Raw genomic sequence first — 20,528 nt, forward strand, 5'->3', positions numbered from 1 at the left:
GGGAACCATCCCCAGCGTGGAACACAACGCATCCTGAGAGGGAAATATTATGTCCGAGCGAGACTATAACACAGTCCGTAACCTACCCCTATGCCAGCTTTCAGACCCGAAGTATCTGTACTTGCTGCGAGAGTTCGCCGGTCACATGGCCCCGCCATGCGTGGCAGAAGCGCTGATGAAGTGGCTTAGGGAGACGCTGATTTATTCTAAACCCAGCTGTTGCCCCAGATAAATCAAGGCCTCCAGAGCGTTGCAGGGACGAAAAATCGAATAAATCAGCGCCTCCTTAGCCGCCTTTAGAGGAAAGATCATGGATAGGCGAAAAGACAACAATCCCCACCGCACAGCAGAAGCAAAAGGCTCGCTGGATGCAGTGAACCGGCGTCTACTAGCAGAGTGTCCATACAAGACCCCTCAGTTCAGAAACTCATGGCTGCGGGGCTATCAGAAGCCAAACAACTCGATTTGTTTTCGACGGAGTAAGCACGATGGACGTACCGACCGCAGCGAATGCCACGCATCAATTGATCTGCCAGCACGTTTGCGGTGGACGAAGACCTACGTAATGCCGTGCCATATCATCAAGACGATGCCAGACGGTCGGTATAAACTGTTGGTGTTCGGAGATAGACACTGGAAAGGACAGGACCATCTGAGTCGCATCCGCTATGTTATAGCTAGCCGGGTCAGGCTGAAACCTGAAAGCTAACTGTTTTCGTAGATTCATTTACGGCACCAAAGATGAACCGAGCCTGTCAGGCTGGGTCTTGTGAAACTCGTTGCGTATCAAGTAATTATGAGGTAAAAAATCTCTGGAACCTCAATAAAAAAAAGGATTAACCTATGAAAGCAATTTACGCCCTTGCGGCCTGCATGGTGTTTTCAGCGGCGGCTATCGCCAGTGAGCCATCACCCGTAACAGTAGGCCACCTGCAAGCAGTTCCAGGCCAAACGCCGTCGATTTCGTACATTACAGGTACAGCAACCAACACCAAGGATCAAGCGCTAGGGAGACGCTGAACAATTAACCCGTTCGCACCGTCCCCATTTCCAAGCCGGTTTTTTTCAACCTGCCGGCCTTATTTTACGTTTCTCGAGCAGATTTCTGCCCTCATTTTGCTGAAAGGCGGGCCAGTCCCGCCTTTCAGACGGATTTATCCTGCCGTCTGTTGTAAATACCGCTTGGCCAGCATCAGATTGGCCAACCCAAACAAACTGAACAACTGCGCTGTATTCTTTTCCAGCCCACGGTAGCGAACCTTGCGATGATTGAAGCGCACCTTGATTACCTGGAAGGGGTGCTCGACCTTGGCACGCAGTTGCGCCTTGGCATATTCAATTTTGCGCTTGACCCGATACAGCACGCTGCCTTCGCCGTGCTGCTTGTAACTGCTTGGCCGTTCTGCAATCGACCAGATAACGTCCCGTTCAGCATGCTCCGGTCGCTTGGCCGCACCGGTGTATCCAGCGTCACCCGAAACATAGGTTTCGTCACCGTGAAGCAACTGGCCAACCTGGGTGACATCCGCCACGTTAGCGGCCGTCCCTACTACGCTGTGCACCAGCCCCGACGTGGCGTCTACACCAATGTGGGCCTTCATCCCAAAGTGCCATTGATTGCCTTTCCTGGCCTGATGCATCTCAGGATCACGCTTGCCTTCTCGGTTCTTGACCGAGGGCGGCGCGGCGATCAGAGTAGCGTCGACGATAGTGCCTTCCTTGAGCAGCAGCCCCCGGCTGGCCAGATGCTGGTTAATCGTTTCAAACAGCAGCCGGGTTAGCTGATGGACTTCCAGCAAGCGGCGAAAACGCAGCAAGGTGGTGGCATCCGGTGCAGACTCGCGACCCAGGTCGATACCCATAAAACCGCGGATGGCCTGGCTGTCGTAGACGGCATCTTCGCAACCTTCATCGGAGAAACCGAAACACTGCTGCACGACGTACATGCGCAACATGCGCGACACCCCTATCGCAGGGCGTCCGCGCTTGCCTGCGGTGTTGCTATAAAACGGCGCCACTTGCGCCTCCAGCAGGGCCTAGGGCACCAACTGTTCAAGGTCAGCCAGGAAGCGATCTCGGCGAGTCTGCTTTTTCTTGCCGGTATATTCGAGTTCGGAGAAGGTCTTCTGCACGCGCGTAACGCTCACGGAGAGGGAGGCTGTTGAAGGAACTTAGTGTGCCAAGGGTGGGGACAGTTGGCTATTTTTGCAGCGCCTCCCTAGGGAACGTTTTCGTACATTTCAATTTGTACGACGCCAATAACGCTCTGGTAGGGAACGCCATTGCCACTGCCAGTAACCTGGCACCCAAAGACACATGGAAATTCAGCGCCGGTGTGACCGTCCCGTATGACCACTTCGTTTTGGTCAAGGTTGACACTTACTGAACACCGCTCAGAATTTCAACCTAGGCCCGAGTTTAATCTTGGGCCGCAACACCTCTTCCTTCACCTCAGTGAATTGGAGTTTCTCTTTCATCTGCTTTTTCTGACGCTCAGGGGTATGAAGGTTAATTTTTTTTCCTGCTTTTTCTAACGTTTCTGCCATTGTGACTGTTCTATCCGGCCCGTCAATACTGGTATTTTCAATTTTCCATTCGTTGCGCTTGACTGTCTTGTAGCCCTGGACTTCGCCATTTTTATCATACGATGGTACCTCAACGGCTACAGCGCCTTCCTTTTAAGCTTGATGACATGACCCACCTCGACTTTCTCCCGTTCGATTTCCTCAAGCAGCGTCTTACCCCATAAGGTCACCTCTTTTTGTCCATTGAGGGTCTTGTAGGTGATATAGTTCGAACGTTTTTTTTTTGTCGAACTGATAACTGGCTGATCCAAACTCAACCACTTCGTACAGGTTACGTGTCCGCTCAGGACCATGTTTAAGGTGGTCTTTCAACGCAAAATCACGCATATGGGTTGCTTTCACATTGTAGCCAAGCCCTTGCAACTTTAGGCTCATGGTGGTGCGCAATTGCCGCAGGTCTTGTTTCTTGATGTCCATCCGTTGACCGTTTTTGTCCGATATTTTCAAAACCACATGGACATGTGGTTTTTCCGTATTGTCGTGGTAGGCCATGACAAACGCATTGTCAGGGTATTTTTCTTTAAGTGTTTCCCTCACTGTATCAAACAGTTCCTCACGCGACACCTTTTCTGATGGGGGCGGCGAGAACACAATATTATGTGTTTGCTTTTTAAGCTGGTCCACGTCTTCATTTGCCTTTGCAGTAGGGGCAATGGTTCCTGAGTGAATCATGTTGTCCTTCAATTCGGAAAGCCCTTCCGATCCATTCCATTCATTACCTTCATCGTCATAGAGACTGAGTTCCCCATCATGAGACATGTAGTCTATGGCGTTTTTAATACCGCTAGCGGTGGAAGCTGAGCCAGTGATTTTTACCATCATTTCCTTACTGGGTAATTGCCGAATAGCTCCGGTTGACTTGCCATTATTCTTTTTGTGTTGGTTGACTTTGAATGCAAAAGCGCTCTTTGACGCCTTATCGGCACGCGCCCTTTTGACCCGCCATTCTTTTTCGACATGCACGCCCATAACTAGCCCTTCATGCCCTTACGGTTAAAGCTCCAGCGATCTACAGAGACCTCCTGCAACTCATCTATTTTCTTAATCGCCATGGCCATATAGCTGTTCAATGTTTCAATTTCTTTAAGAAACGCCGTGTCGTTCATGTCTAGCTTTTTCGATTGGAACATCATATGGCGAATGTTACGACCGACCGCATCAATAGCCGCCCTGAGTCCTCTTATTTTCTTGATTTCATCAGGCAATAATTTCGACGAAGCCGACAGCGATGAAACAATCCTGAACCGGCACTCCCTGGACATGGACCAGTCATTCAAATGTGCATGATAGGCAATCGCTTCCTTTTCTTCCGTTGATAACGAAAATCTAAGCCGTTCGCTATTTTCACTTAAATTTAATTCTTCGACGCTGTCTTCTTCTGCAATTCTTAGCACAAACAGCTTCGCCAACGCACTTATCGTTGTACCGCTCTTTGATATTTTAGCTACTGCCCGCTCATGCGCTTCCGAACTGATTCTAAAGCACACCTTTTTTTCAGTTTTTGCACTCATACAAGAGCCTCCGGCAGCGGGGAGACAGCCCAAATTGAGACACGCAGTGGCGTCAATTTGGGCCTCTCTCCCTATCCTGCATCCGATCTTAAAATTTGCGTCCTTCCATCACACTATCTTTAACGCACGGAGAGCTGAAAAGCAAGCTGGGCATGGGCTAAGCCGTGAACACGGCGTGTAGCCAACGGCCTATTCTGGTGAAAAGCCTCATGCCTAACGCCCTGCGCTGCGCTTCGGTTGTTCAATCCACATCACCAGCCGAAACGAGTTTCGGCGGCGCTGAGGATTCGACAGAAAAACCTAATGATTCTATAATGCGGTATTACCTTTCTATACCCAGAGGTTATTCCTTATGAAAGCGGCAACAAATCAACCCATGGCAGTAAAACTGGATTTTGGGATGCGTGATCGAATCCAGCAGCTTGCAAAATCACAACAGCGGACACCGCATTGGATGATGCGCGAAGCTATAAAACAGTACGTTGAGCGCGAAGAAAAGCGTCAGGCGTTTCGGCAAGAAGCTATTCACGCATGGAATGAATATAAGGCCACCGGTCTGCATCTGACTCTGGAAGAAGTCGAGACATGGTTAGCTCAACTGGAAGCAGGTAAAGACGTAGAGCCACCTGCATGCCACAACTGATCTGGTCGCCCTCTGCGTTGCGCGATATTCAACGCCTTTATCGGTTCTTGGCGCTAAATAATCCAGAAGCCGCAAGACGAGCAGTTAAAACTATCAGGGAGGATATTAGGATTATTGCCGAACAACCGGAAGTAGGTAGGCTAGCCGATAGGATGGCAACCGAGTATCGGGAATGGTTAATTGATTTTGGCGACAGTGGCTATGTGATTCTATACCGCTACGACACAAACGAAATAGTTGTCGTAGCGGTCCGGCATCAAAAAGAAGTTGGCTATTGATGCTGGTTTTCAGTGGTACACTCAAGGCATCACGGAAAAAAGACCGAGAGAGTTTTCGACCAGCATGCAGGCCTTGCAATGCTCGAAACAATTGACGCCGAGCGTAAAGCCAGAAAGCCTCCCTACTTACGTATGTGATAGACGGCAAGTCCTATTGAACTCTGACCCCAATTGCGCCCTGAATTCAAAATATCAATGAAATGGTTTCAATCCAATTTAAAAGAAAATCATAGTGAATTTCCTTTAAACGTCCATCTGCAAAGTCTAGGCCTATTTTGCCAACGAACGCGTCGATTTCGGCTTCAACATTCGAAACCGTCACTGAGTTCATATCCTCATCCAACTCATCGAGTATTGACTCAAAAACAGCGACTTCTACGGCCATATCCAAAAAATGACGCGCCTCTGCCTCCAAGGGTCCTCTAGCCTCGCCGCCCGGTGACAAGCTGACAGCCCAATGACAATCGAATGTAAAACAGCCTGACTCTAATGTTTTGACCAGCTCGGTGTGAAGGGCCTGGTCAATGGTTTTTTCTGCCAAAAGCTCCATGAAAAATTCATTTATCGCGCTGGTCATCAATGTTCTAAACTCGCCACGAATACGCGAACAAACATCAACAATTTCATATAGGTCATTTATCAACTCATCATGAGTCATCATGCGATATCTCCTAAAGCTGGTTGCCCGCTAACCTAGTGTTCGATCAAAGCGGCATCGCCAAATGGACACTGATAGCATTTTCAACGGCTACCATATCAACCTTGGATAGTTTACCTAACCGGTTCTTTAAACGCTTCTTGTCCGCTGCCATTATCTGGTCGGCCATCGCTTTACTGCTTTGCCCTTCAAGCGTTATGAGCGCTTCACCGGGATACGTTCTCTCGGTACTGCTGGTTAACGGTACAACAACGACCCGTGCCAAATGGCGGTTAGCTGAATCGTTGCTCACGATCACTGCTGGCCGCGTTTTTTTAATCTCACTGCCAACAGAAGGATCGAATTCAACCCACCAGACTTCACCGCGAAGCATCGCGCATATCCTCGGACAGGGCATTGCACCAGTTGATTGCAGCGGTTTCGCGTGCCGTGTCTGCCGCCATAGCTTGATAGCCAAGATCGAGTGACTTACCCACAACGTGGGGCCTCAGTAAGTCCTCAATGAATTGGCTCATCTTGCGTTTACCTACCGTTCTGTACAGCCCATCGTAAACATCCTCATCCAGCGTAATTGTCATTCGCTTGTGCATGGCTACAACCTCGTTATGCGTTATGCGTATAACGTACTATTCTCAGTGCGATCTCGAAAATAAGCAAGCCTCCACGATCCCGCCTAAGGCGCGATCAGTGGTCAGGCCACCCCCGCTTGCGGGGTTGAGGCGGGTGAGTGCGCAGCACGAATGCTCTGGACGTTGCTTGTGATTTTGCTTCGAGGGCCAAAAAAGTTATCCACAGAGGCGAGGGGTCCACGCGCGTCTTTTTTCTATATCTTTTTTCTAAAAAGCTTCTAGGTCAAAGTGCCACTAAATCTGAAAGCCTTATTTATAGAGGCTTACAGCCATATGTATACCGTACTGAGCTACCCGCTATACCGTACTGAGCTACCCGCTATACCGTACTGAGCTACCCGCTATACCGTACTGAGCTACCCGCTATACCGTACTGAGCTACCCGCTATACCGTACGATCATCGGTGCTATCCCGTGCTGAGGTGATTGCTATGGATAAAGGCTTGACAGGAAGTCCCACCGAGGATAAAAAAGATGCAGATGCAGATGCAGATGGTTGCTAAAATGAGGGGGAAAACACCATGAGGGTAGTCGATTTTGAAGTCGATATTTTGAGATTGAGGCATGAAGGACTGTCATATGACGCTATAGCGCTATGGATCGCTACGCATAAAAAGACGGTTGTCTCTGTTGGCGCTATTAGGGGGGTTATTAAGAAAGCTGAGCTTAAAAACGCCGCAGAAAAATAAATTCCTGCCCTACACCGTGGAAAGTAGAAGGGCAGGAATACCAACAAAGCAGTATGAGGACAAAGCAATGATGGCATTGCAGAGTGTACAGGTTGAGGCGTGTCCTTTGAAAGGGGGAACTCATGACTAAGCCCCTTGAAGGTCGGTTAAAGGCCATGGCCGAGAAAGCTAAAAAAAGAAGTGAGGTAGCAGAGCAGCAAGATTCGGTGCAACCGGCTTGCGACGAGCGCAATCTTGTTTACGGCGTTCAAGTCGCTGAGGATGAGATAGCTTTTCGTTTGTCTCTTGTTCTGCCATCACCTGGTGATGATCGTCGGGCTATGGCTAATGCCATTTTGCGCAGCTCTCTATTCGGTGTGGTCGAAAAAGGGAAACGCAAGTACGAGAAAAAGGTCCACAAGGTTACGATTCAAGGTCTTTCCTTGTCCGTGACGGGTGAACAACTCGATCAGTCAGATTTGGATGTTTTTTTGGAGTGCCTACACCGCCACCAAGATCAGACTTTGGGTACGAAAGTACGTTTCACAGCGGGTAGTTTTCTGCGAGCTATTAATCGCGACGTTGGCAAGGCTAACTACCTGTGGTTGAACGATGTATTGGCTCGTCTTTCACTCTATGGAATCGAATTAGGGGATGGTCAGCGTTTTTATCTTGGTACGTTGTTAAATGAAATGTACCGTGATGAAAATACGCGGGAATATGTGATTATGGTCAATCCTAAATTTTCTGTTTTTTTTGCGGATGGACTATGGACTGGCCTAGATACCGAAGAGCGGCAATCTCTTAAAGGCAAAGCGTTGGCTTTGTGGTTACATGGCTTTTATAGTACTCATGAAAAGCCATTTCAGTACAAGGTCGAGACGCTTAAAGGTATGTGTGGGAGTGAAACAGGTGAGCTTTTCAAATTTCGGCAGACTTTAAAGAAAGCGTTGTCTGACCTTAGCGTAGTTACATGCTGGACCTGCTGGATTGATGAGAAAACAGATCTAGTGCATGTGGTGAAAACCAAGGCGGTGCGTCATGAGTAATGTCGTGAAATTCCCGGGCCAAGAAGACGACCCCGTCCCCGATAACGTGGTGAGTTTTCCTGATGCCAAACAGCGGAAGGCCTGCACGCTAGTTCGACGGGGCAAAGGCAACCCTCGAAAAAACCGGTCGTTCGGGACGTTGTGTTGGTCGGTGGTAAAGGCATTGTTCAAAGCGGTCCGATATGCCGCTGCCTTTGTTCTTTTTATGGCGCTCGCCGTGCCATTGGGTGTGCTGCACAGCTTCAAAGGGTTGATCACATTTTTCGGCGTCGTCACCTCTGCCATTTTGTATTGGCATGATGGCCTTACCTACGTGCATACCGCGAAGGCGGGTGCACCGACCGTCTACACATTTGTAACGTGCCTGGTGCTGGTGGTGCTTGCACATTCGGGCAAGGCGGTGGCTGAGTGGTTGTCTGAAAAACGTATAGCCTTCCGGCTCTTCGGCCTCTAAGGAGGCGCTGATTTATTCGATTTTTCGTCCCTGCAACGCTCTGGAGGCCTTGATTTATCTGGGGGCAACAGCTGGGTTTTAGAATAAATCAGCGTCTCCCTAAGGAGACTAATCCATTCGACAAAAGCACTCAACATAAGAGACGGATGCCGGAGGCTCTTATAGGGTGTGTACTGTCGTGCATGAGGGATTTTGAAATGGCGATTTTTCTGGAAGGGCAAGAAGAGTGGACAACTGATCTGCTCCCTGAACTTTCACCGCAGGAGGGCAAAGCGGTAATCATGTATTCACATGGCTTTTCGTTGAGAACGATTGCCATTGAAGTGGGTATATCCCCGCATACGGTTCGAGTTTATCTGTCTAGAGCTAAAGACAAATTCGAAATTCATAACCTTTTTGAGCTTCGTGATATTTGTATGCTTAGGGAGGCGCTGATTTATTCGATTTTTCGTCCCTGCAACGCTCTGGAGGCCTTGATTTATCTGGGGGGCAACAGCTGGGTTTTAGAATAAATCAGCGTCTCCTTAGAGTCAACAGCCTGATTTTAAGGAAAATGTCAAGTAGCCAAAATTGGCTACATGACAGCATTTCCCCCCCTGTGACCTAATGGATACCAGCGAGGAACAGCCCGCTAACAAAATTAACCGGGATGAGGAAATGGCATGTTGAATGAGTTCGAAACCGAAGACGGAAAGGCCAAGTGGCGCTCGGCAGAGGTGCGCGTCATGCTCGATGCCGATGTGCATTACCACGTGGCCAAGGAAGCCTTTGAGCGCAACATCCCGAAACGCAAGGTGATCCAGGAAGCGCTGCTGAAAAACTACGGCATCGACTATGCGCCGATGATTGGCGGCGAGTGAGAGGCTTCCCATGAAGGATCGTTCACAGGTCAGACAAATCGTAAAGCGCGACACGTCCGACCTTACCCGGCTCTCCCCGGCGCAAGCGAAGGCATTCGGCGATGCCGTCATGGCTGATTTCACTATAACCATCCAGCTCAAGGCGAGCAAATACACGTGTGGTGGTTCATGCATAGGTGTAACGACCTGCAATCGAAATGGCCCGGACCTGCAATCATCGCGTTTTTCGACCGGGATTAATTGCGTCTATCCGGCACCGCGAACCAGCATTGACTGCAAACGAACCTGCATCCACCCACTTCGACCTGCAATCGAGAGCGGCCGACCAGGATTAAATGCGACTGAAAACCGATGATTTTAGCGGGGTTTACGCGGATGCACTCGGCTTAGTGCACTTTCTGTTTCATTGCTCCGCACCCTGTACTGCGATCACACGATTCAGTCCGGTAGCCCGGTAGCGCTGCTGTTGGAAGCTCCAACCTCTTACCTCCGTAAGGTGCCATCGTCAAGTTTGTCTCTTTAGACTCTAGAATTTGTGAACGTACTGTATCAAAAATTAAAAACCGCCCTATTGAGACGCAAAAAGCGTCTCGGCCATACGTCTCACAAGGGTGTGCTCAAATGAGACATAAGCGGCGAGCGATCACTCGCAAATAATTCCGGTTCATGACAATCGATTGCAGGTCGAACCAGATGAACGCAGGTTCATTCGCAAATAATCCCGGTTTGCTGGCTCGGATAGATGCAATCAATCCTGGTCGAAAAACGCGATGATTGCAGGTCCGGGCCATTTCGATTGCAGGCCGCTACACCTACCCGGTCAATAGCGGCCTTATCAATCACTCGGCCTTTGTCATCCTTCAATAGGTCCTCTGAGGGTTTGAGACGCGCCGTGAAGGTATTGCCGCCCACAGTGAACGTGCCGTCCAGGGTGTAGAAAAATGAGGACGTATGCGCCTGATTCGCGAGCCAGCGTCGGACAATCAGTCCCAGGATAGGCGTTTGCACCCGGCCAACGCTCAACACGCCCTGATAGCCCTTGGCTTGGGCTGCGATGGTATACGCACGTGACATACTCAGGCCGTACAACAAATCACCGGCAGTACGGGCATAGGTCTTCTGATAGATGCCAAAAAAGTCGCTATTGTCTTTCAGATTGGCTAAGGAGACGCTGATTTATTCTAAAACCCAGCTGTTGCCCCCAGATAAATCAAGGCCTCCAGAGCGTTGCAGGGACGAAAAATCGAATAAATCAGCGCCTCCCTAAGGACTTTTTGACCGCATTAGGGGTGTTGTCACTGATTAATACCCGTTTTACCGTTTTGGTGTACCCCGCAAAAAGAATCAGCTCGTCTACCAGCAGTTGCCCTTCATCGTCGGGGTCGCCGCCATGCACAATTTCATCCGCCTCCTTGATTAGATTAATGACGTTGCGCGTGTGATCTGCTTTGTCGGGGATGACTTCATATTGCAAGGGAAACAGATTCAACGGCAAGTCGTCTTGTTTCCACTGCTTATAGCTGGGATTGTAAGCCTCCGGATCGACAGATTTAAGCAAGTGGCCAATGCACCACGTGACTTTATCTTCTCCGCACTCAAAGTAACCGTTCTTTTTTGACGGCTTTCCGTCTGTCAAGGCGTTTGCGATGTCCAGGGCAAGAGCAGGTTTTTCAGCGATATACAGTTTCATGATTCAACCTATATATTCATTCGATTTGTCGCCACAAATAGGGCGGAATTTTATCAAAGGAGCGACCGGTTGCTATTTCGACGCCGCGATGGTCAGCAGCCGCCAAAACGGACAGCGCCTCATCAGCGGTCACTTTTTTAAGCAGCCGCTCGACCATAAAGTCGAGGGTTTCTTGTTTGCTACAACGTCGAAACTTCAACAAGTACGATTGTTTGTTCAATGGACTAGCCCCGGACCTTACCGAATGTGTCCAGTATCATATCAGAGTAGGCCGGATCGGAGCCTTCACAGCGTCCTAAAAATGCTTTCCGAGCATCAAACGTTGGTTGCGGTCTGAACTTGCCGCGTTTCTTGACTTCGATGCTGAAAAACTTCTTCTCGGCGGATTGGCAATCTGCACCACCACTATTGCCTGTCAACTTGCCGTACATGCACAGCGTGACGGTGCAAGCGTCCGTCTCGCCGGCATGTGCGTAAGCGATTACCCCAAGCCAAAGGAGCAGACCCGCAAAAGCGATTCTCTGTGTCCTATTGAAGGTATTCATTTTTCAGCCCCTCATGAGGTGGTAGGGTTAAAACCTGATACAGGCGGCCCCGTAATATTTCGTTGATTTCCGTTAGGGAGGCGCTGATTTATTCGATTTTTCGTCCCTGCAACGCTCTGGAGGCCTTGATTTATCTGGGGGCAACAGCTGGGTTTTAGAATAAATCAGCGTCTCCTTAGGGTTACTCGCTCAGACATAAGCTCGGTATTGGACGTATCCAGCAGGCGTGCAATCTGCTGAATAGCCTCACAAAACTCACGGTCCGTCATCGTAAAGCGCTCAAACAAGGGCTGTGGCAACATGCGTTGAACTTCATACATGCGTTCATACAGCACGAGTGCATTGAGCATTAGATTTCTCCGTGTCGGTGTGCTGTAGCCTTCTCCGGAATGAAGGGTTTTAAAGTTCATTTTTGCACCTCGCCGTATTTATGAAGCGTGATAGAGACGTTTTCACAGCCAACACAGAGCGTGGTTGCCCGGTACGTGAGACTGGAACTGGTGGTTTCGTGCTTCCACGTTCGGCTGACTGGCTGCACAGGCGTTGCCTTCTGGTTGACCCTGATCGGTGCTGTAGCCCCGTGCTGTAGCAGCCATTGCTGGGTGCGTGCAGCATCCGCCAGGTTGTGGGTGTCCAGCTCGATCAGGTCCGCGTGAGCCAGTGCGTAATAGAACGCCGTGTCGTATGAGCGCTGATCGCCCTGGAAGTCGGCTAACGTCAAGCTCCAGGGGCCATTAGCCTGTGCAGACTTGATCACTTCATGGGTTACCACCAGGCGCGGTAGGCCGGTATTAACCACTTCTGGCTGCTGTTCAAAATCAACGGCGACGGGTTGAGGGGGTGAAGAACATCCTCCCAGCACCCAACCGGCCACGGATAAAAAGCAAAACGCTATTTTTTTCATGGGGTGATCCTCAAAAGTTAACATGCGCTTCTAGTTCATGCCGGGATAAGGTCAATGCCAAGTCATCCTTTGTTGGAAATTCGCCTTGACCTAATGTCGCTTTAACAGCTTGGAGCGTGGGGGAAAGTGCAATCAGTTTGTCCATAAAAAAATCATCGTTGAAATAGTAAGCCTTTTTGCAATAAATCGGGTGTTCACCTTTGAGCAAAATGACTTCATCGTCCACAGGCAGCAATTTAAGCTCCTGCGCTAACATGAGGGGGCGCTTCTCGTCTTTTTCTGACTCACCGCGCTGTGTTTTTCCACCTATGGTTTTGCTGGTAGACTTCCATTTGGGTGACGTAAAACCCAACTCATTGGATATCTTTTCCGCGTGTTCCTGCTCGCTCAATGAGAAATTGATCTTGCATGAATGGTTGGCAATCAGCGTTTTCGTACCGTTCAGACCATAAATATCGTTCAGTTGCGACAAGTCCTGAAAGATGGTTAACAGTTGCAGTTTGTAGCCTGCGATGTAACCCGCCGCGTCCTTGACGTAGCTGATTCGGCCAATAGACGGGAACTCGTCCATCAGAAACAAGGCGTTCAGTTTGAGCGAAGGATCAAAGTCCGGGTTTTCACTCAGGTTGACTTTTAGCGCGCAGTTGAAGAACAGGTTAAGGATAACCGGAGCAATTTTTACATCCTCAGGCAAGACGCCTAAATACACCGTCATTTTTTCGCGGCGCAACTGTCTGAAGTCAAAATCGTTTTTGTCTGTCGCCTTTCTGACATTCGGCAAGGTAAAAAGACGTAGCTCTTTCTCAAATGTTCCCGTCACACTGCCTTTCACATCATCGCCCAGCAGAGAAAAGCTTTTTAGCTTGTCGTGTGCGCCCTGGACGACATGCACGATTGATTCAGGACAGGTCGTAGGAGAGGGTGCGTCCACAAGTGCTTCCGCCAAGGCCTCAACAATGTCATCCACGGTTACTTGATAGTAAACATCCAGTGCCGTCCCTATAGGGAAGGTCTGAAAAAGCCTTTTCTTCAAAAGTCGAAGCCAGTAAATACAGGCGCTCCAGCCCGGTTCCTCTCCAAAAAAATGGGCTTTTTCAGAGGATACATAGAGAACAGAGGCTTGATGTTAAAAGTCCGCAATTGACCCGGCTGGTAGGTCAAGAAATACCAAAGCGCCGAGACATAAGCCACGAACAGACTTTGAGCAGCGGTGTTGAAGTGCTTTTCAGCGCCCGTTGTACTGTCGGTGTTGTAGAAGATTTCGGCGATGCCGAGTAAATCCGACAGCCCCTTGCTGTGGCTCAGGTCTACGTACACCAACGGGTTCATGCCGTGCGACTTCTCATCAAACGGGTTAAACAGAAAAATCTTGTTTCCCAACACCTTTTGCCGATAGCGGCTGGTGATGTTGTAGCACTCCTGTTTTAAATCCAGGATGATTGCAGAACCCAACCACAGCATCAGGTTGGCGATCACCACGGCGGCCCCCTTGCCAGAGCGACTCCCTGCACCGAGGGATACAAAGTCAGGCTGGACATAACGCAGCAGCTTACCTTTGTACTTACCGATCACAATGCCCTTTCCGTTGTCATCCCCCCAGGTGACTGACTTTGACTGACGGATATCGCGCTCAGTGGCGAAGCGCGCATCACCGTGCAGCGTTTGCTTGGGTGTTCCGTTGAGCTTTATCAGCGCAAGCACAGGCAATGTCAAAGACGCCACAAAGCCGATGCCCAAGGCTGCGAATGCACTGACCCTGATTTTGGTGTTGGACGTGCTTGAAAATATGGCTTCCCACAGTTTTCCATATTGCCACAGCGAAACGATTTTCAGCGGCGGCACACCGTTTAGCCAATAGACCACAACGCTCGCAATCAAGGTGCTAAGGCCCAGGCACACCAGCAAAAGGAAAAAGGTCTGCGTTTTATTAAAGCGTTTCATGGCGATCTACCCTCAAGCCAGGACTGAACTTGACCAATGCGTCGAGGCGTAAAGCAACTGCCGCCGCCATGGCTAGCGCCTCAGACATATCGGGTACCCGGGGGGTGATGTCGTTCAATTCATAAGGTTGACCCGCCATGAAGGTAAGTGAAAAACTTCCCTCTGCGCCGTCCAAATCAAAGGCCAGATACTCGTCTCCCTTGAACTGGGCAGCCTGCGGCTGCAAATTGTGGGATTTTGAAATCGGTTATCATAGCCGAAATCGAGTCGATCCCTCCTCAGCACAGGCTTACACATGGCGTCAGAGACCAAAAAACGTAAACGGGCGAGCCGGGCAAAAGCCAAGGCAAAGCAGACCCGTCTCCAACGCGCCGGGCATACCACCTTCGTTCCCGATACCGACTTTTTCTTCGATATCGATCCTTTGGGTGATGTCGATCTTTGTAGTTGCTGCCAGACAACGTATCTGAACGACATGTTTCCCGACGCTTCTTGCGTAAGCGTTTCGATGAGAGAAGGGCCAGGCGGATTCGCCATCACCGCCGTCATTCACCACGATGAGGAGCCGCCCTGCTGACGTGGCCTCTGCACCGCCTGCTTACAAACCTCGACCGCTCAAAAACCTCTTCACGGCCAACGGCTGCTGGGCAGATTTGCTGGAGGCCGGCGGTCTGCGCCAAATCGAAGTGGAGTCGATCAGCAAAATGCTCGCCTGCGGCACCTCGATACTGGGCGTCAAACACTACACCTGCGGCAACGACAGCTGCCCGCACGTCAAATACCTGTGCAACACCTGCCATTGCCGGGCCTGTCCTTCCTGCGGCAAAAAGGCCACCGACCAGTGGATCGCCGTGCAAAACAACCGTCTGCCCGACTGCCCCTGGCAGCATCTGGTGTTCACGCTGCCCGACACGCTGTGGTCCCTGTTCTTCTACAACCGCTGGCTGCTTGATGCGCTGTTTCGTCTGGCGGCCGATAACCTGATCTACACCGCCAAGCGGCGCGGTTTGCGCGTCGGGATTTTCGGGGCGCTGCACACCTATGGACGGCGGCTCAACTGGCATCCCCACGTCCACCTGTCGGTGACCGCGGGCGGCCTGGATGAGCAGGGCGTCTGGAAAAATCTGTCGTTCCACAAAGAGGCCCTGCGGCGGCGCTGGATGTGGCTGGTGCGCGATTACCTGCTGGGACAGCCGCTTTCGCAACTGACGATGCCGCCGCCGCTGGCCCACATCCACTGTGAAAACGACTGGCACCGTCTGATACTGACCGCTGGCGGCCAGCACTGGCACATCCACTTGTCGAAGAAGACGGAAAACGGCCGAAAGACCGTCAATTACCTGGGCCGCTACCTGAAAAAACCGCCGATCTCGGGCAGTCGTCTGGCGCATTACACCAACGGGGCCACGTTGAGCTTCACCTACCTGGATCACCGCACACAGACCTATCAGCAGGAAACGCTGAGCCAGGCCGACATGCTGCGCCGGGTGGTGCAGCACATCCCGGAAAAGCATTTCCGGATGATCCGGTATTTTGGTTTTCTGGCCAATCGGGTGTGTGGGAAATACCTGCCGAAGGTGTATGAAGCATTGAAGATGGCGACGCCAGGACCGACACCGAAGCTGTATTTTGTGCAGATGGCCAAAGCCTTTCTAAACGTCGATCCGTTCCGTTGCGTGCTGTGTGGCGCGCGGATGGTATACACGGCGGCAATCAGCGGGCTGACGGTACAGGGACTGGTCCTCAACGCTCAGGCGATCGCGCAGATGAGGTACGTGAAGCCCTGACAGGGGGAAGGTGCGTCCGCACCTAGGCTTCGCGGTGAAATAACCTGCATTAACGCTGATTTATAGGGATTTTCACTGCATAAGTAACGCATCAGCGTCTTCCTACACATCGCTATGAAGGCATGACGCCTCCTTCCAAGCGTCAGCTTGATGCATAGGCATTTTGAAATTCCTATGCATCAAGGCCTCCAGAGCATCGCCGAGGCGAAAAATCGAATAAATCAGCGGCTCCCTTGCGAAATACGGCGTTATTCATGCGTAGGAATTTTTAGGTTCCTACACATGAATCTTTACGGTTTTATACTCCTTGCCGTTTGATAAGTTCAAATCCCTGCGCATAAACAAGGTTGAACGTGTCTAACGCATGCATTATTTCTTCGTCAGGCAGGCTGGCGGGAACTGTCAATACCGGTTCGCCACCGGCACCTCGCGCTGTAGCCGTATGGGGATTCGACTTCCGATCAATCCGAATATCATTGGGGTTTACGAGGTAAAAAAAGTTGGTCATGTGCTTCTTCCGTGATTGCTGATAGAGTTTGGAAACTGAGCAGTTGACGCTGAGAGGAAGGTGATATCTATTCAAATTCCGCACCGAAGATCCAGAAGCTTTTAAGCATAAGCCTGTTTGTTTCAGTTTCGCGGACTGTTACCTCTGGCGTTTCCGAACGCACGTGCTGAGGGGGCGGCACGTATTCCTGTTTGCAGCAAGATATCTGACACGGTGCTCATCTTGTCCAATACGGTAGCGATGGTTGTGATGCTCCGGTGGCGCAATGCTTTCAGACTCAATGGGAAAAGCCGTATCGAAGTGAGGAAGCTCCTCAGTCAAACTTTGCGCTTCTTGGAGTATCCTGTAGGCATCCAGATTGCTGCTCCAATTATTAATTCTTACCATTGAACTTCTCCTTGAATAAAAAGTCATAGTGACCCGCTAGGGTCAAATCATTGCATTCCATTGAGGATCACAAAGCGCTGTAACTGAATTACGCTCTTCTGTAATCCCACCATCTACAAATCGTCTCTTTTTCGCAATTTTTCCGTAACACAGGCCTTGTGTTAGCTTAGCCAGCGATTTGGTTCCATCAGCAATAGGTCCAGAGGGTCTTTATTGATCTGCATCAAAAAAACATGAAGTTTTAGGCTCGAGACAAGAAGCATGGGTAAAGCCAGCGCCGGAACCGCTGAAAATCAGCAGCGTGAACTGGGCAGCCTGCGGCTGCAAATTGTGGGATTTTGAAATCGGTTATCATAGCCGAAATCGAGTCGATCCCTCCTCAGCACAGGCTTACACATGGCGTCAGAGACCAAAAAACGTAAACGGGCGAGCCGGGCAAAAGCCAAGGCAAAGCAGACCCGTCTCCAACGCGCCGGGCATACCACCTTCGTTCCCGATACCGACTTTTTCTTCGATATCGATCCTTTGGGTGATGTCGATCTTTGTAGTTGCTGCCAGACAACGTATCTGAACGACATGTTTCCCGACGCTTCTTGCGTAAGCGTTTCGATGAGAGAAGGGCCAGGCGGATTCGTCATCACCGCCGTCATTCACCACGATGAGGAGCCGCCCTGCTGACGTGGCCTCTGCACCGCCTGCTTACAAACCTCGACCGCTCAAAAACCTCTTCACGGCCAACGGCTGCTGGGCAGATTTGCTGGAGGCCGGCGGTCTGCGCCAAATCGAAGTGGAGTCGATCAGCAAAATGCTCGCCTGCGGCACCTCGATACTGGGCGTCAAACACTACACCTGCGGCAACGACAGCTGCCCGCACGTCAAATACCTGTGCAACACCTGCCATTGCCGGGCCTGTCCTTCCTGCGGCAAAAAGGCCACCGACCAGTGGATCGCCGTGCAAAACAACCGTCTGCCCGACTGCCCCTGGCAGCATCTGGTGTTCACGCTGCCCGACACGCTGTGGTCCCTGTTCTTCTACAACCGCTGGCTGCTTGATGCGCTGTTTCGTCTGGCGGCCGATAACCTGATCTACACCGCCAAGCGGCGCGGTTTGCGCGTCGGGATTTTCGGGGCGCTGCACACCTATGGACGGCGGCTCAACTGGCATCCCCACGTCCACCTGTCGGTGACCGCGGGCGGCCTGGATGAGCAGGGCGTCTGGAAAAATCTGTCGTTCCACAAAGAGGCCCTGCGGCGGCGCTGGATGTGGTTGGTGCGCGATTACCTGCTGGGACAGCCGCTTTCGCAATTGACGATGCCGCCGCAGCTGGCCCACATCCACTGTGAAAGCGACTGGCACCGTCTGATACTGACCGCTGGCGGCCAGCACTGGCACATCCACTTGTCGAAGAAGACGGAAAACGGGCGAAAGACCGTCAATTACCTGGGCCGCTACCTGAAAAAACCGCCCATCTCGGGCAGTCGTCTGGCGCATTACACCTCCGGAGCCACGTTGAGCTTTACCTACCTGGATCACCGCACGCAGACCTATCAGCAGGAAACGCTGAGCCAGGCCGACATGCTGCGCCGGGTGGTGCAGCACATCCCGGAAAAGCATTTCCGGATGATCCGGTATTTTGGTTTTCTGGCCAATCGGGTGTGTGGGAAATACCTGCCGAAGGTGTATGAAGCATTGAAGATGGCGACGCCAGGACCGACACCGAAGCTGTATTTTGTGCAGATGGCCAAAGCCTTTCTAAACGTCGATCCGTTCCGTTGCGTGCTGTGTGGCGCGCGGATGGTATACACGGCGGCAATCAGCGGGCTGACGGTACAGGGACTGGTCCTCAACGCTCAGGCGATCGCGCAGATGAGGTACGTGAAGCCCTGACAGGGGGAAGGTGCGTCCGCACCTAGGCTTCGCGGTGAAATAACCTGCATTAACGCTGATTTATAGGGATTTTCACTGCATAAGTAACGCATCAGCGTCTTCCTACACATCGCTATGAAGGCATGACGCCTCCTTCCAAGCGTCAGCTTGATGCATAGGCATTTTGAAATTCCTATGCATGAACGACATGTTTCCCGACGCTTCTTGCGTAAGCGTTTCGATGAGAGAAGGGCCAGGCGGATTCGCCATCACCGCCGTCATTCACCACGATGAGGAGCCGCCCTGCTGACGTGGCCTCTGCACCGCCTGCTTACAAACCTCGACCGCTCAAAAACCTCTTCACGGCCAACGGCTGCTGGGCAGATTTGCTGGAGGCCGGCGGTCTGCGCCAAATCGAAGTGGAGTCGATCAGCAAAATGCTCGCCTGCGGCACCTCGATACTGGGCGTCAAACACTACACCTGCGCCAATGAGCATTGCCCACACGTCAAATACCTGTGCAACACCTGCCATTGCCGGGCCTGTCCTTCCTGCGGCAAAAAGGCCACCGACCAGTGGATCGCCGTGCAAAACAACCGTCTGCCCGACTGCCCCTGGCAGCATCTGGTGTTCACGCTGCCCGACACGCTGTGGTCCCTGTTCTTCTACAACCGCTGGCTGCTCGATGCGCTGTTTCGTCTGGCGGCCGATAACCTGATCTACACCGCCAGGCGGCGCGGTTTGCGCGTCGGGATTTTCGGGGGGCTGCACACCTATGGCCGGCGGCTCAACTGGCATCCCCACGTCCACCTGTCGGTGACCGCGGGCGGCCTGGATGAGCAGGGCGTCTGGAAAAATCTGTCGTTCCACAAAGAGGCCCTGCGGCGGCGCTGGATGTGGTTGGTGCGCGATTACCTGCTGGGACAGCCGCTTTCGCAATTGACGATGCCGCCGCAGCTGGCCCACATCCACTGTGAAAGCGACTGGCACCGTCTGATACTGACCGCTGGCGGCCAGCACTGGCACATCCACTTGTCGAAGAAGACGGAAAACGGCCGAAAGACCGTCAATTACCTGGGCCGCTACCTGAAAAAACCGCCCATCTCGGGCAGTCGTCTGGCGCATTACACCTCCGGAGCCACGTTGAGCTTTACCTACCTGGATCACCGCACGCAGACCTATCAGCAGGAAACGCTGAGCCAGGCCGACATGCTGCGCCGGGTGGTGCAGCACATCCCGGAAAAGCATTTCCGGATGATCCGGTATTTTGGTTTTCTGGCCAATCGGGTGTGTGGGAAATACCTGCCGAAGGTGTATGAAGCATTGAAGATGGCGACGCCAGGACCGACACCGAAGCTGTATTTTGTGCAGATGGCCAAAGCCTTTCTAAACGTCGATCCGTTCCGTTGCGTGCTGTGTGGCGCGCGGATGGTATACACGGCGGCAATCAGCGGGCTGACGGTGCAGGGACTGGTCCTCAACGCTCAGGCGATCGCGCAGATGAGGTACGTGAAGCCCTGACAGGGGGAAGGTGCGTCCGCACCTAGGCTTCGCGGTGAAATAAC

Annotated in this window: 29 protein-coding genes and 1 pseudogene; 13 read left to right on the forward strand and 17 right to left on the reverse strand. The window is 51.6% G+C overall.

Features of this window, described 5'->3' with window-relative positions; all coding sequences use genetic code 11:
• Window positions 1-310 precede the first annotated feature (310 nt).
• A complete protein-coding gene (locus BLT55_RS34320) occupies window positions 311-709 on the forward strand; it encodes a CrpP family ICE-associated protein (RefSeq protein ID WP_244159035.1) in 399 nt (132 codons plus the stop codon).
• 445 nt (window positions 710-1,154) lie between these two features.
• Here BLT55_RS34320 and BLT55_RS30140 read toward each other — a convergent pair.
• Window positions 1,155-2,132 (reverse strand): annotated as a pseudogene (locus BLT55_RS30140) (IS5 family transposase).
• Window positions 2,133-2,185: 53 nt separating this feature from the next.
• Here BLT55_RS30140 and BLT55_RS34325 point away from each other — a divergent pair.
• Window positions 2,186-2,386 (forward strand): FxLYD domain-containing protein, encoded by a 201-nt coding sequence (locus tag BLT55_RS34325; RefSeq protein ID WP_223862832.1) that lies wholly within the window; start codon window positions 2,186-2,188, stop codon window positions 2,384-2,386.
• A 7-nt stretch (window positions 2,387-2,393) separates the two neighbouring features.
• Here BLT55_RS34325 and BLT55_RS34330 read toward each other — a convergent pair whose 3' ends face one another.
• From BLT55_RS34330 to ddp1, 3 genes are all read right to left on the reverse strand, one after another.
• Window positions 2,394-2,546, reverse strand: a complete 153-nt coding sequence (locus tag BLT55_RS34330; protein WP_244159036.1) for a hypothetical protein — start codon at window positions 2,544-2,546, stop codon at window positions 2,394-2,396.
• Between the two features lie 192 nt (window positions 2,547-2,738).
• Window positions 2,739-3,554, reverse strand: coding sequence for a MobP1 family relaxase (mobP1, locus tag BLT55_RS30150; protein ID WP_223862830.1), 816 nt, complete (start codon window positions 3,552-3,554; stop codon window positions 2,739-2,741).
• Between the two features lie 2 nt (window positions 3,555-3,556).
• The gene (gene ddp1, locus BLT55_RS30155; protein WP_054999198.1) at window positions 3,557-4,096 is read right to left on the reverse strand and encodes a DNA distortion polypeptide 1; all 540 of its coding nucleotides are present in this window, start codon (window positions 4,094-4,096) and stop codon (window positions 3,557-3,559) included.
• Window positions 4,097-4,448: 352 nt separating this feature from the next.
• On the opposite strand from ddp1, the gene BLT55_RS30160 reads away from it, so the two are divergent.
• Entirely contained in the window at window positions 4,449-4,739 is a 291-nt protein-coding gene (locus BLT55_RS30160) for a CopG family ribbon-helix-helix protein (RefSeq protein ID WP_054999197.1), read from the forward strand.
• Window positions 4,727-5,017 (forward strand): type II toxin-antitoxin system RelE/ParE family toxin, encoded by a 291-nt coding sequence (locus tag BLT55_RS30165; RefSeq protein WP_054999196.1) that lies wholly within the window; start codon window positions 4,727-4,729, stop codon window positions 5,015-5,017. Before BLT55_RS30160 ends, BLT55_RS30165 begins: the two co-directional genes overlap by 13 nt.
• A gap of 184 nt (window positions 5,018-5,201) precedes the next feature.
• On the opposite strand, the gene BLT55_RS30170 is transcribed toward BLT55_RS30165, so the two are convergent.
• Genes BLT55_RS30170 through BLT55_RS30180 form a run of 3 tightly spaced genes read right to left on the reverse strand, consistent with a single transcriptional unit; the run spans window position 5,202 to window position 6,265 of the window.
• Complete coding sequence (locus BLT55_RS30170) at window positions 5,202-5,678, reverse strand: hypothetical protein (RefSeq protein ID WP_054999195.1); 477 nt, start codon at window positions 5,676-5,678, stop codon at window positions 5,202-5,204.
• Between the two features lie 43 nt (window positions 5,679-5,721).
• Window positions 5,722-6,048, reverse strand: coding sequence for a type II toxin-antitoxin system PemK/MazF family toxin (locus tag BLT55_RS30175; protein WP_004668271.1), 327 nt, complete (start codon window positions 6,046-6,048; stop codon window positions 5,722-5,724).
• The gene (locus BLT55_RS30180) at window positions 6,035-6,265 is read right to left on the reverse strand and encodes a hypothetical protein (RefSeq protein WP_004668272.1); all 231 of its coding nucleotides are present in this window, start codon (window positions 6,263-6,265) and stop codon (window positions 6,035-6,037) included. The genes BLT55_RS30175 and BLT55_RS30180 overlap by 14 nt, the downstream gene beginning before the upstream one ends.
• Window positions 6,266-7,115: 850 nt before the next feature.
• Here BLT55_RS30180 and trfA point away from each other — a divergent pair.
• The 4 genes from trfA (at window position 7,116) to BLT55_RS30200 (ending at window position 9,335) form a co-directional block, all read left to right on the forward strand.
• Entirely contained in the window at window positions 7,116-8,021 is a 906-nt protein-coding gene (trfA, locus tag BLT55_RS30185) for a plasmid replication initiator TrfA (RefSeq protein WP_054999194.1), read from the forward strand.
• The gene (locus tag BLT55_RS30190; RefSeq protein WP_054999193.1) at window positions 8,014-8,475 is read left to right on the forward strand and encodes a hypothetical protein; all 462 of its coding nucleotides are present in this window, start codon (window positions 8,014-8,016) and stop codon (window positions 8,473-8,475) included. The genes trfA and BLT55_RS30190 overlap by 8 nt, the downstream gene beginning before the upstream one ends.
• Window positions 8,476-8,672: 197 nt before the next feature.
• Window positions 8,673-8,987, forward strand: a complete 315-nt coding sequence (locus BLT55_RS30195; protein WP_104442851.1) for a helix-turn-helix transcriptional regulator — start codon at window positions 8,673-8,675, stop codon at window positions 8,985-8,987.
• A 150-nt stretch (window positions 8,988-9,137) separates the two neighbouring features.
• Window positions 9,138-9,335, forward strand: a complete 198-nt coding sequence (locus tag BLT55_RS30200; protein WP_005759570.1) for a hypothetical protein — start codon at window positions 9,138-9,140, stop codon at window positions 9,333-9,335.
• A 705-nt stretch (window positions 9,336-10,040) separates the two neighbouring features.
• Here the strand turns inward: BLT55_RS30200 and BLT55_RS30205 are convergent.
• From BLT55_RS30205 to BLT55_RS30240, 9 genes are all read right to left on the reverse strand, one after another.
• Complete coding sequence (locus tag BLT55_RS30205; protein ID WP_083379526.1) at window positions 10,041-10,511, reverse strand: DNA topoisomerase; 471 nt, start codon at window positions 10,509-10,511, stop codon at window positions 10,041-10,043.
• Between the two features lie 76 nt (window positions 10,512-10,587).
• Window positions 10,588-11,025, reverse strand: a complete 438-nt coding sequence (locus BLT55_RS30210) for a toprim domain-containing protein (RefSeq protein WP_055000084.1) — start codon at window positions 11,023-11,025, stop codon at window positions 10,588-10,590.
• 16 nt (window positions 11,026-11,041) lie between these two features.
• Window positions 11,042-11,245: an Hha/YmoA family nucleoid-associated regulatory protein gene (locus BLT55_RS30215; protein ID WP_069707318.1), complete on the reverse strand. Its 204-nt coding sequence runs from the start codon at window positions 11,243-11,245 to the stop codon at window positions 11,042-11,044.
• 4 nt (window positions 11,246-11,249) lie between these two features.
• Complete coding sequence (locus BLT55_RS30220) at window positions 11,250-11,570, reverse strand: TrbM/KikA/MpfK family conjugal transfer protein (RefSeq protein ID WP_020313367.1); 321 nt, start codon at window positions 11,568-11,570, stop codon at window positions 11,250-11,252.
• Between the two features lie 164 nt (window positions 11,571-11,734).
• Complete coding sequence (locus tag BLT55_RS30225) at window positions 11,735-11,920, reverse strand: hypothetical protein (RefSeq protein ID WP_055000083.1); 186 nt, start codon at window positions 11,918-11,920, stop codon at window positions 11,735-11,737.
• A gap of 56 nt (window positions 11,921-11,976) precedes the next feature.
• Window positions 11,977-12,474 carry a hypothetical protein gene (locus BLT55_RS30230; RefSeq protein WP_074801994.1) on the reverse strand — a complete coding sequence of 166 codons (498 nt, stop codon included), beginning with the start codon at window positions 12,472-12,474 and terminating at the stop codon, window positions 11,977-11,979.
• A gap of 10 nt (window positions 12,475-12,484) precedes the next feature.
• The gene (locus BLT55_RS31340; protein WP_223862860.1) at window positions 12,485-13,507 is read right to left on the reverse strand and encodes a type IV secretory system conjugative DNA transfer family protein; all 1,023 of its coding nucleotides are present in this window, start codon (window positions 13,505-13,507) and stop codon (window positions 12,485-12,487) included.
• On the reverse strand, window positions 13,504-14,415 hold the full coding sequence (locus tag BLT55_RS31345) for a type IV secretory system conjugative DNA transfer family protein (protein WP_223862859.1): 912 nt from the start codon (window positions 14,413-14,415) through the stop codon (window positions 13,504-13,506). Before BLT55_RS31345 ends, BLT55_RS31340 begins: the two co-directional genes overlap by 4 nt.
• A complete protein-coding gene (locus tag BLT55_RS30240; protein ID WP_244159038.1) occupies window positions 14,402-14,641 on the reverse strand; it encodes a hypothetical protein in 240 nt (79 codons plus the stop codon). Before BLT55_RS30240 ends, BLT55_RS31345 begins: the two co-directional genes overlap by 14 nt.
• Window positions 14,642-14,710: 69 nt before the next feature.
• Between BLT55_RS30240 and BLT55_RS30245 the strand changes: the two genes are divergently transcribed.
• Entirely contained in the window at window positions 14,711-14,992 is a 282-nt protein-coding gene (locus BLT55_RS30245) for a hypothetical protein (protein ID WP_057424767.1), read from the forward strand.
• Complete coding sequence (locus BLT55_RS30250) at window positions 14,973-16,202, forward strand: IS91 family transposase (protein WP_074801690.1); 1,230 nt, start codon at window positions 14,973-14,975, stop codon at window positions 16,200-16,202. Before BLT55_RS30245 ends, BLT55_RS30250 begins: the two co-directional genes overlap by 20 nt.
• A gap of 298 nt (window positions 16,203-16,500) precedes the next feature.
• Here BLT55_RS30250 and BLT55_RS30260 read toward each other — a convergent pair whose 3' ends face one another.
• The gene (locus BLT55_RS30260) at window positions 16,501-16,710 is read right to left on the reverse strand and encodes a hypothetical protein (RefSeq protein WP_054999931.1); all 210 of its coding nucleotides are present in this window, start codon (window positions 16,708-16,710) and stop codon (window positions 16,501-16,503) included.
• Between the two features lie 783 nt (window positions 16,711-17,493).
• On the opposite strand from BLT55_RS30260, the gene BLT55_RS30270 reads away from it, so the two are divergent.
• The 3 genes from BLT55_RS30270 (at window position 17,494) to BLT55_RS30280 (ending at window position 20,484) form a co-directional block, all read left to right on the forward strand.
• A complete protein-coding gene (locus BLT55_RS30270) occupies window positions 17,494-17,775 on the forward strand; it encodes a hypothetical protein (protein ID WP_074801749.1) in 282 nt (93 codons plus the stop codon).
• The gene (locus BLT55_RS30275) at window positions 17,756-18,985 is read left to right on the forward strand and encodes an IS91 family transposase (protein ID WP_074801844.1); all 1,230 of its coding nucleotides are present in this window, start codon (window positions 17,756-17,758) and stop codon (window positions 18,983-18,985) included. Before BLT55_RS30270 ends, BLT55_RS30275 begins: the two co-directional genes overlap by 20 nt.
• Before the next feature lie 269 nt (window positions 18,986-19,254).
• A complete protein-coding gene (locus BLT55_RS30280) occupies window positions 19,255-20,484 on the forward strand; it encodes an IS91 family transposase (RefSeq protein ID WP_074801988.1) in 1,230 nt (409 codons plus the stop codon).
• Window positions 20,485-20,528: the final 44 nt, after the last annotated feature.

The sequence above is a fragment of the Pseudomonas cannabina genome, assembly GCF_900100365.1.
In the GTDB taxonomy this organism is placed as follows: domain Bacteria; phylum Pseudomonadota; class Gammaproteobacteria; order Pseudomonadales; family Pseudomonadaceae; genus Aquipseudomonas; species Aquipseudomonas cannabina.

Excerpts from the sequence above, each read along its gene's own strand:
- mobP1 (WP_223862830.1), bottom strand. The coding sequence starts at position 3,554 with ATGGGCGTGCATGTCGAAAAAGAATGGCGGGTCAAAAGGGCGCGTGCC.
- BLT55_RS30165 (WP_054999196.1), top strand. The coding sequence starts at position 4,727 with ATGCCACAACTGATCTGGTCGCCCTCTGCGTTGCGCGATATTCAACGC.
- BLT55_RS30275 (WP_074801844.1), top strand. The coding sequence starts at position 17,756 with ATGAGGAGCCGCCCTGCTGACGTGGCCTCTGCACCGCCTGCTTACAAA.
- BLT55_RS30195 (WP_104442851.1), top strand. The coding sequence starts at position 8,673 with ATGGCGATTTTTCTGGAAGGGCAAGAAGAGTGGACAACTGATCTGCTC.
- BLT55_RS30245 (WP_057424767.1), top strand. The coding sequence starts at position 14,711 with ATGGCGTCAGAGACCAAAAAACGTAAACGGGCGAGCCGGGCAAAAGCC.
- BLT55_RS30280 (WP_074801988.1), top strand. The coding sequence starts at position 19,255 with ATGAGGAGCCGCCCTGCTGACGTGGCCTCTGCACCGCCTGCTTACAAA.
- BLT55_RS34320 (WP_244159035.1), top strand. The coding sequence starts at position 311 with ATGGATAGGCGAAAAGACAACAATCCCCACCGCACAGCAGAAGCAAAA.
- BLT55_RS30220 (WP_020313367.1), bottom strand. The coding sequence starts at position 11,570 with ATGAATACCTTCAATAGGACACAGAGAATCGCTTTTGCGGGTCTGCTC.
- BLT55_RS31345 (WP_223862859.1), bottom strand. The coding sequence starts at position 14,415 with ATGAAACGCTTTAATAAAACGCAGACCTTTTTCCTTTTGCTGGTGTGC.
- BLT55_RS30200 (WP_005759570.1), top strand. The coding sequence starts at position 9,138 with ATGTTGAATGAGTTCGAAACCGAAGACGGAAAGGCCAAGTGGCGCTCG.
- BLT55_RS30190 (WP_054999193.1), top strand. The coding sequence starts at position 8,014 with ATGAGTAATGTCGTGAAATTCCCGGGCCAAGAAGACGACCCCGTCCCC.
- ddp1 (WP_054999198.1), bottom strand. The coding sequence starts at position 4,096 with ATGAGTGCAAAAACTGAAAAAAAGGTGTGCTTTAGAATCAGTTCGGAA.
- BLT55_RS30175 (WP_004668271.1), bottom strand. The coding sequence starts at position 6,048 with ATGCTTCGCGGTGAAGTCTGGTGGGTTGAATTCGATCCTTCTGTTGGC.
- BLT55_RS30210 (WP_055000084.1), bottom strand. The coding sequence starts at position 11,025 with ATGAAACTGTATATCGCTGAAAAACCTGCTCTTGCCCTGGACATCGCA.
- BLT55_RS30250 (WP_074801690.1), top strand. The coding sequence starts at position 14,973 with ATGAGGAGCCGCCCTGCTGACGTGGCCTCTGCACCGCCTGCTTACAAA.
- BLT55_RS30170 (WP_054999195.1), bottom strand. The coding sequence starts at position 5,678 with ATGATGACTCATGATGAGTTGATAAATGACCTATATGAAATTGTTGAT.
- BLT55_RS30270 (WP_074801749.1), top strand. The coding sequence starts at position 17,494 with ATGGCGTCAGAGACCAAAAAACGTAAACGGGCGAGCCGGGCAAAAGCC.
- trfA (WP_054999194.1), top strand. The coding sequence starts at position 7,116 with ATGACTAAGCCCCTTGAAGGTCGGTTAAAGGCCATGGCCGAGAAAGCT.
- BLT55_RS34330 (WP_244159036.1), bottom strand. The coding sequence starts at position 2,546 with ATGGCAGAAACGTTAGAAAAAGCAGGAAAAAAAATTAACCTTCATACC.
- BLT55_RS30260 (WP_054999931.1), bottom strand. The coding sequence starts at position 16,710 with ATGACCAACTTTTTTTACCTCGTAAACCCCAATGATATTCGGATTGAT.
- BLT55_RS30160 (WP_054999197.1), top strand. The coding sequence starts at position 4,449 with ATGAAAGCGGCAACAAATCAACCCATGGCAGTAAAACTGGATTTTGGG.
- BLT55_RS30180 (WP_004668272.1), bottom strand. The coding sequence starts at position 6,265 with ATGCACAAGCGAATGACAATTACGCTGGATGAGGATGTTTACGATGGG.
- BLT55_RS30230 (WP_074801994.1), bottom strand. The coding sequence starts at position 12,474 with ATGAAAAAAATAGCGTTTTGCTTTTTATCCGTGGCCGGTTGGGTGCTG.
- BLT55_RS30225 (WP_055000083.1), bottom strand. The coding sequence starts at position 11,920 with ATGCTCAATGCACTCGTGCTGTATGAACGCATGTATGAAGTTCAACGC.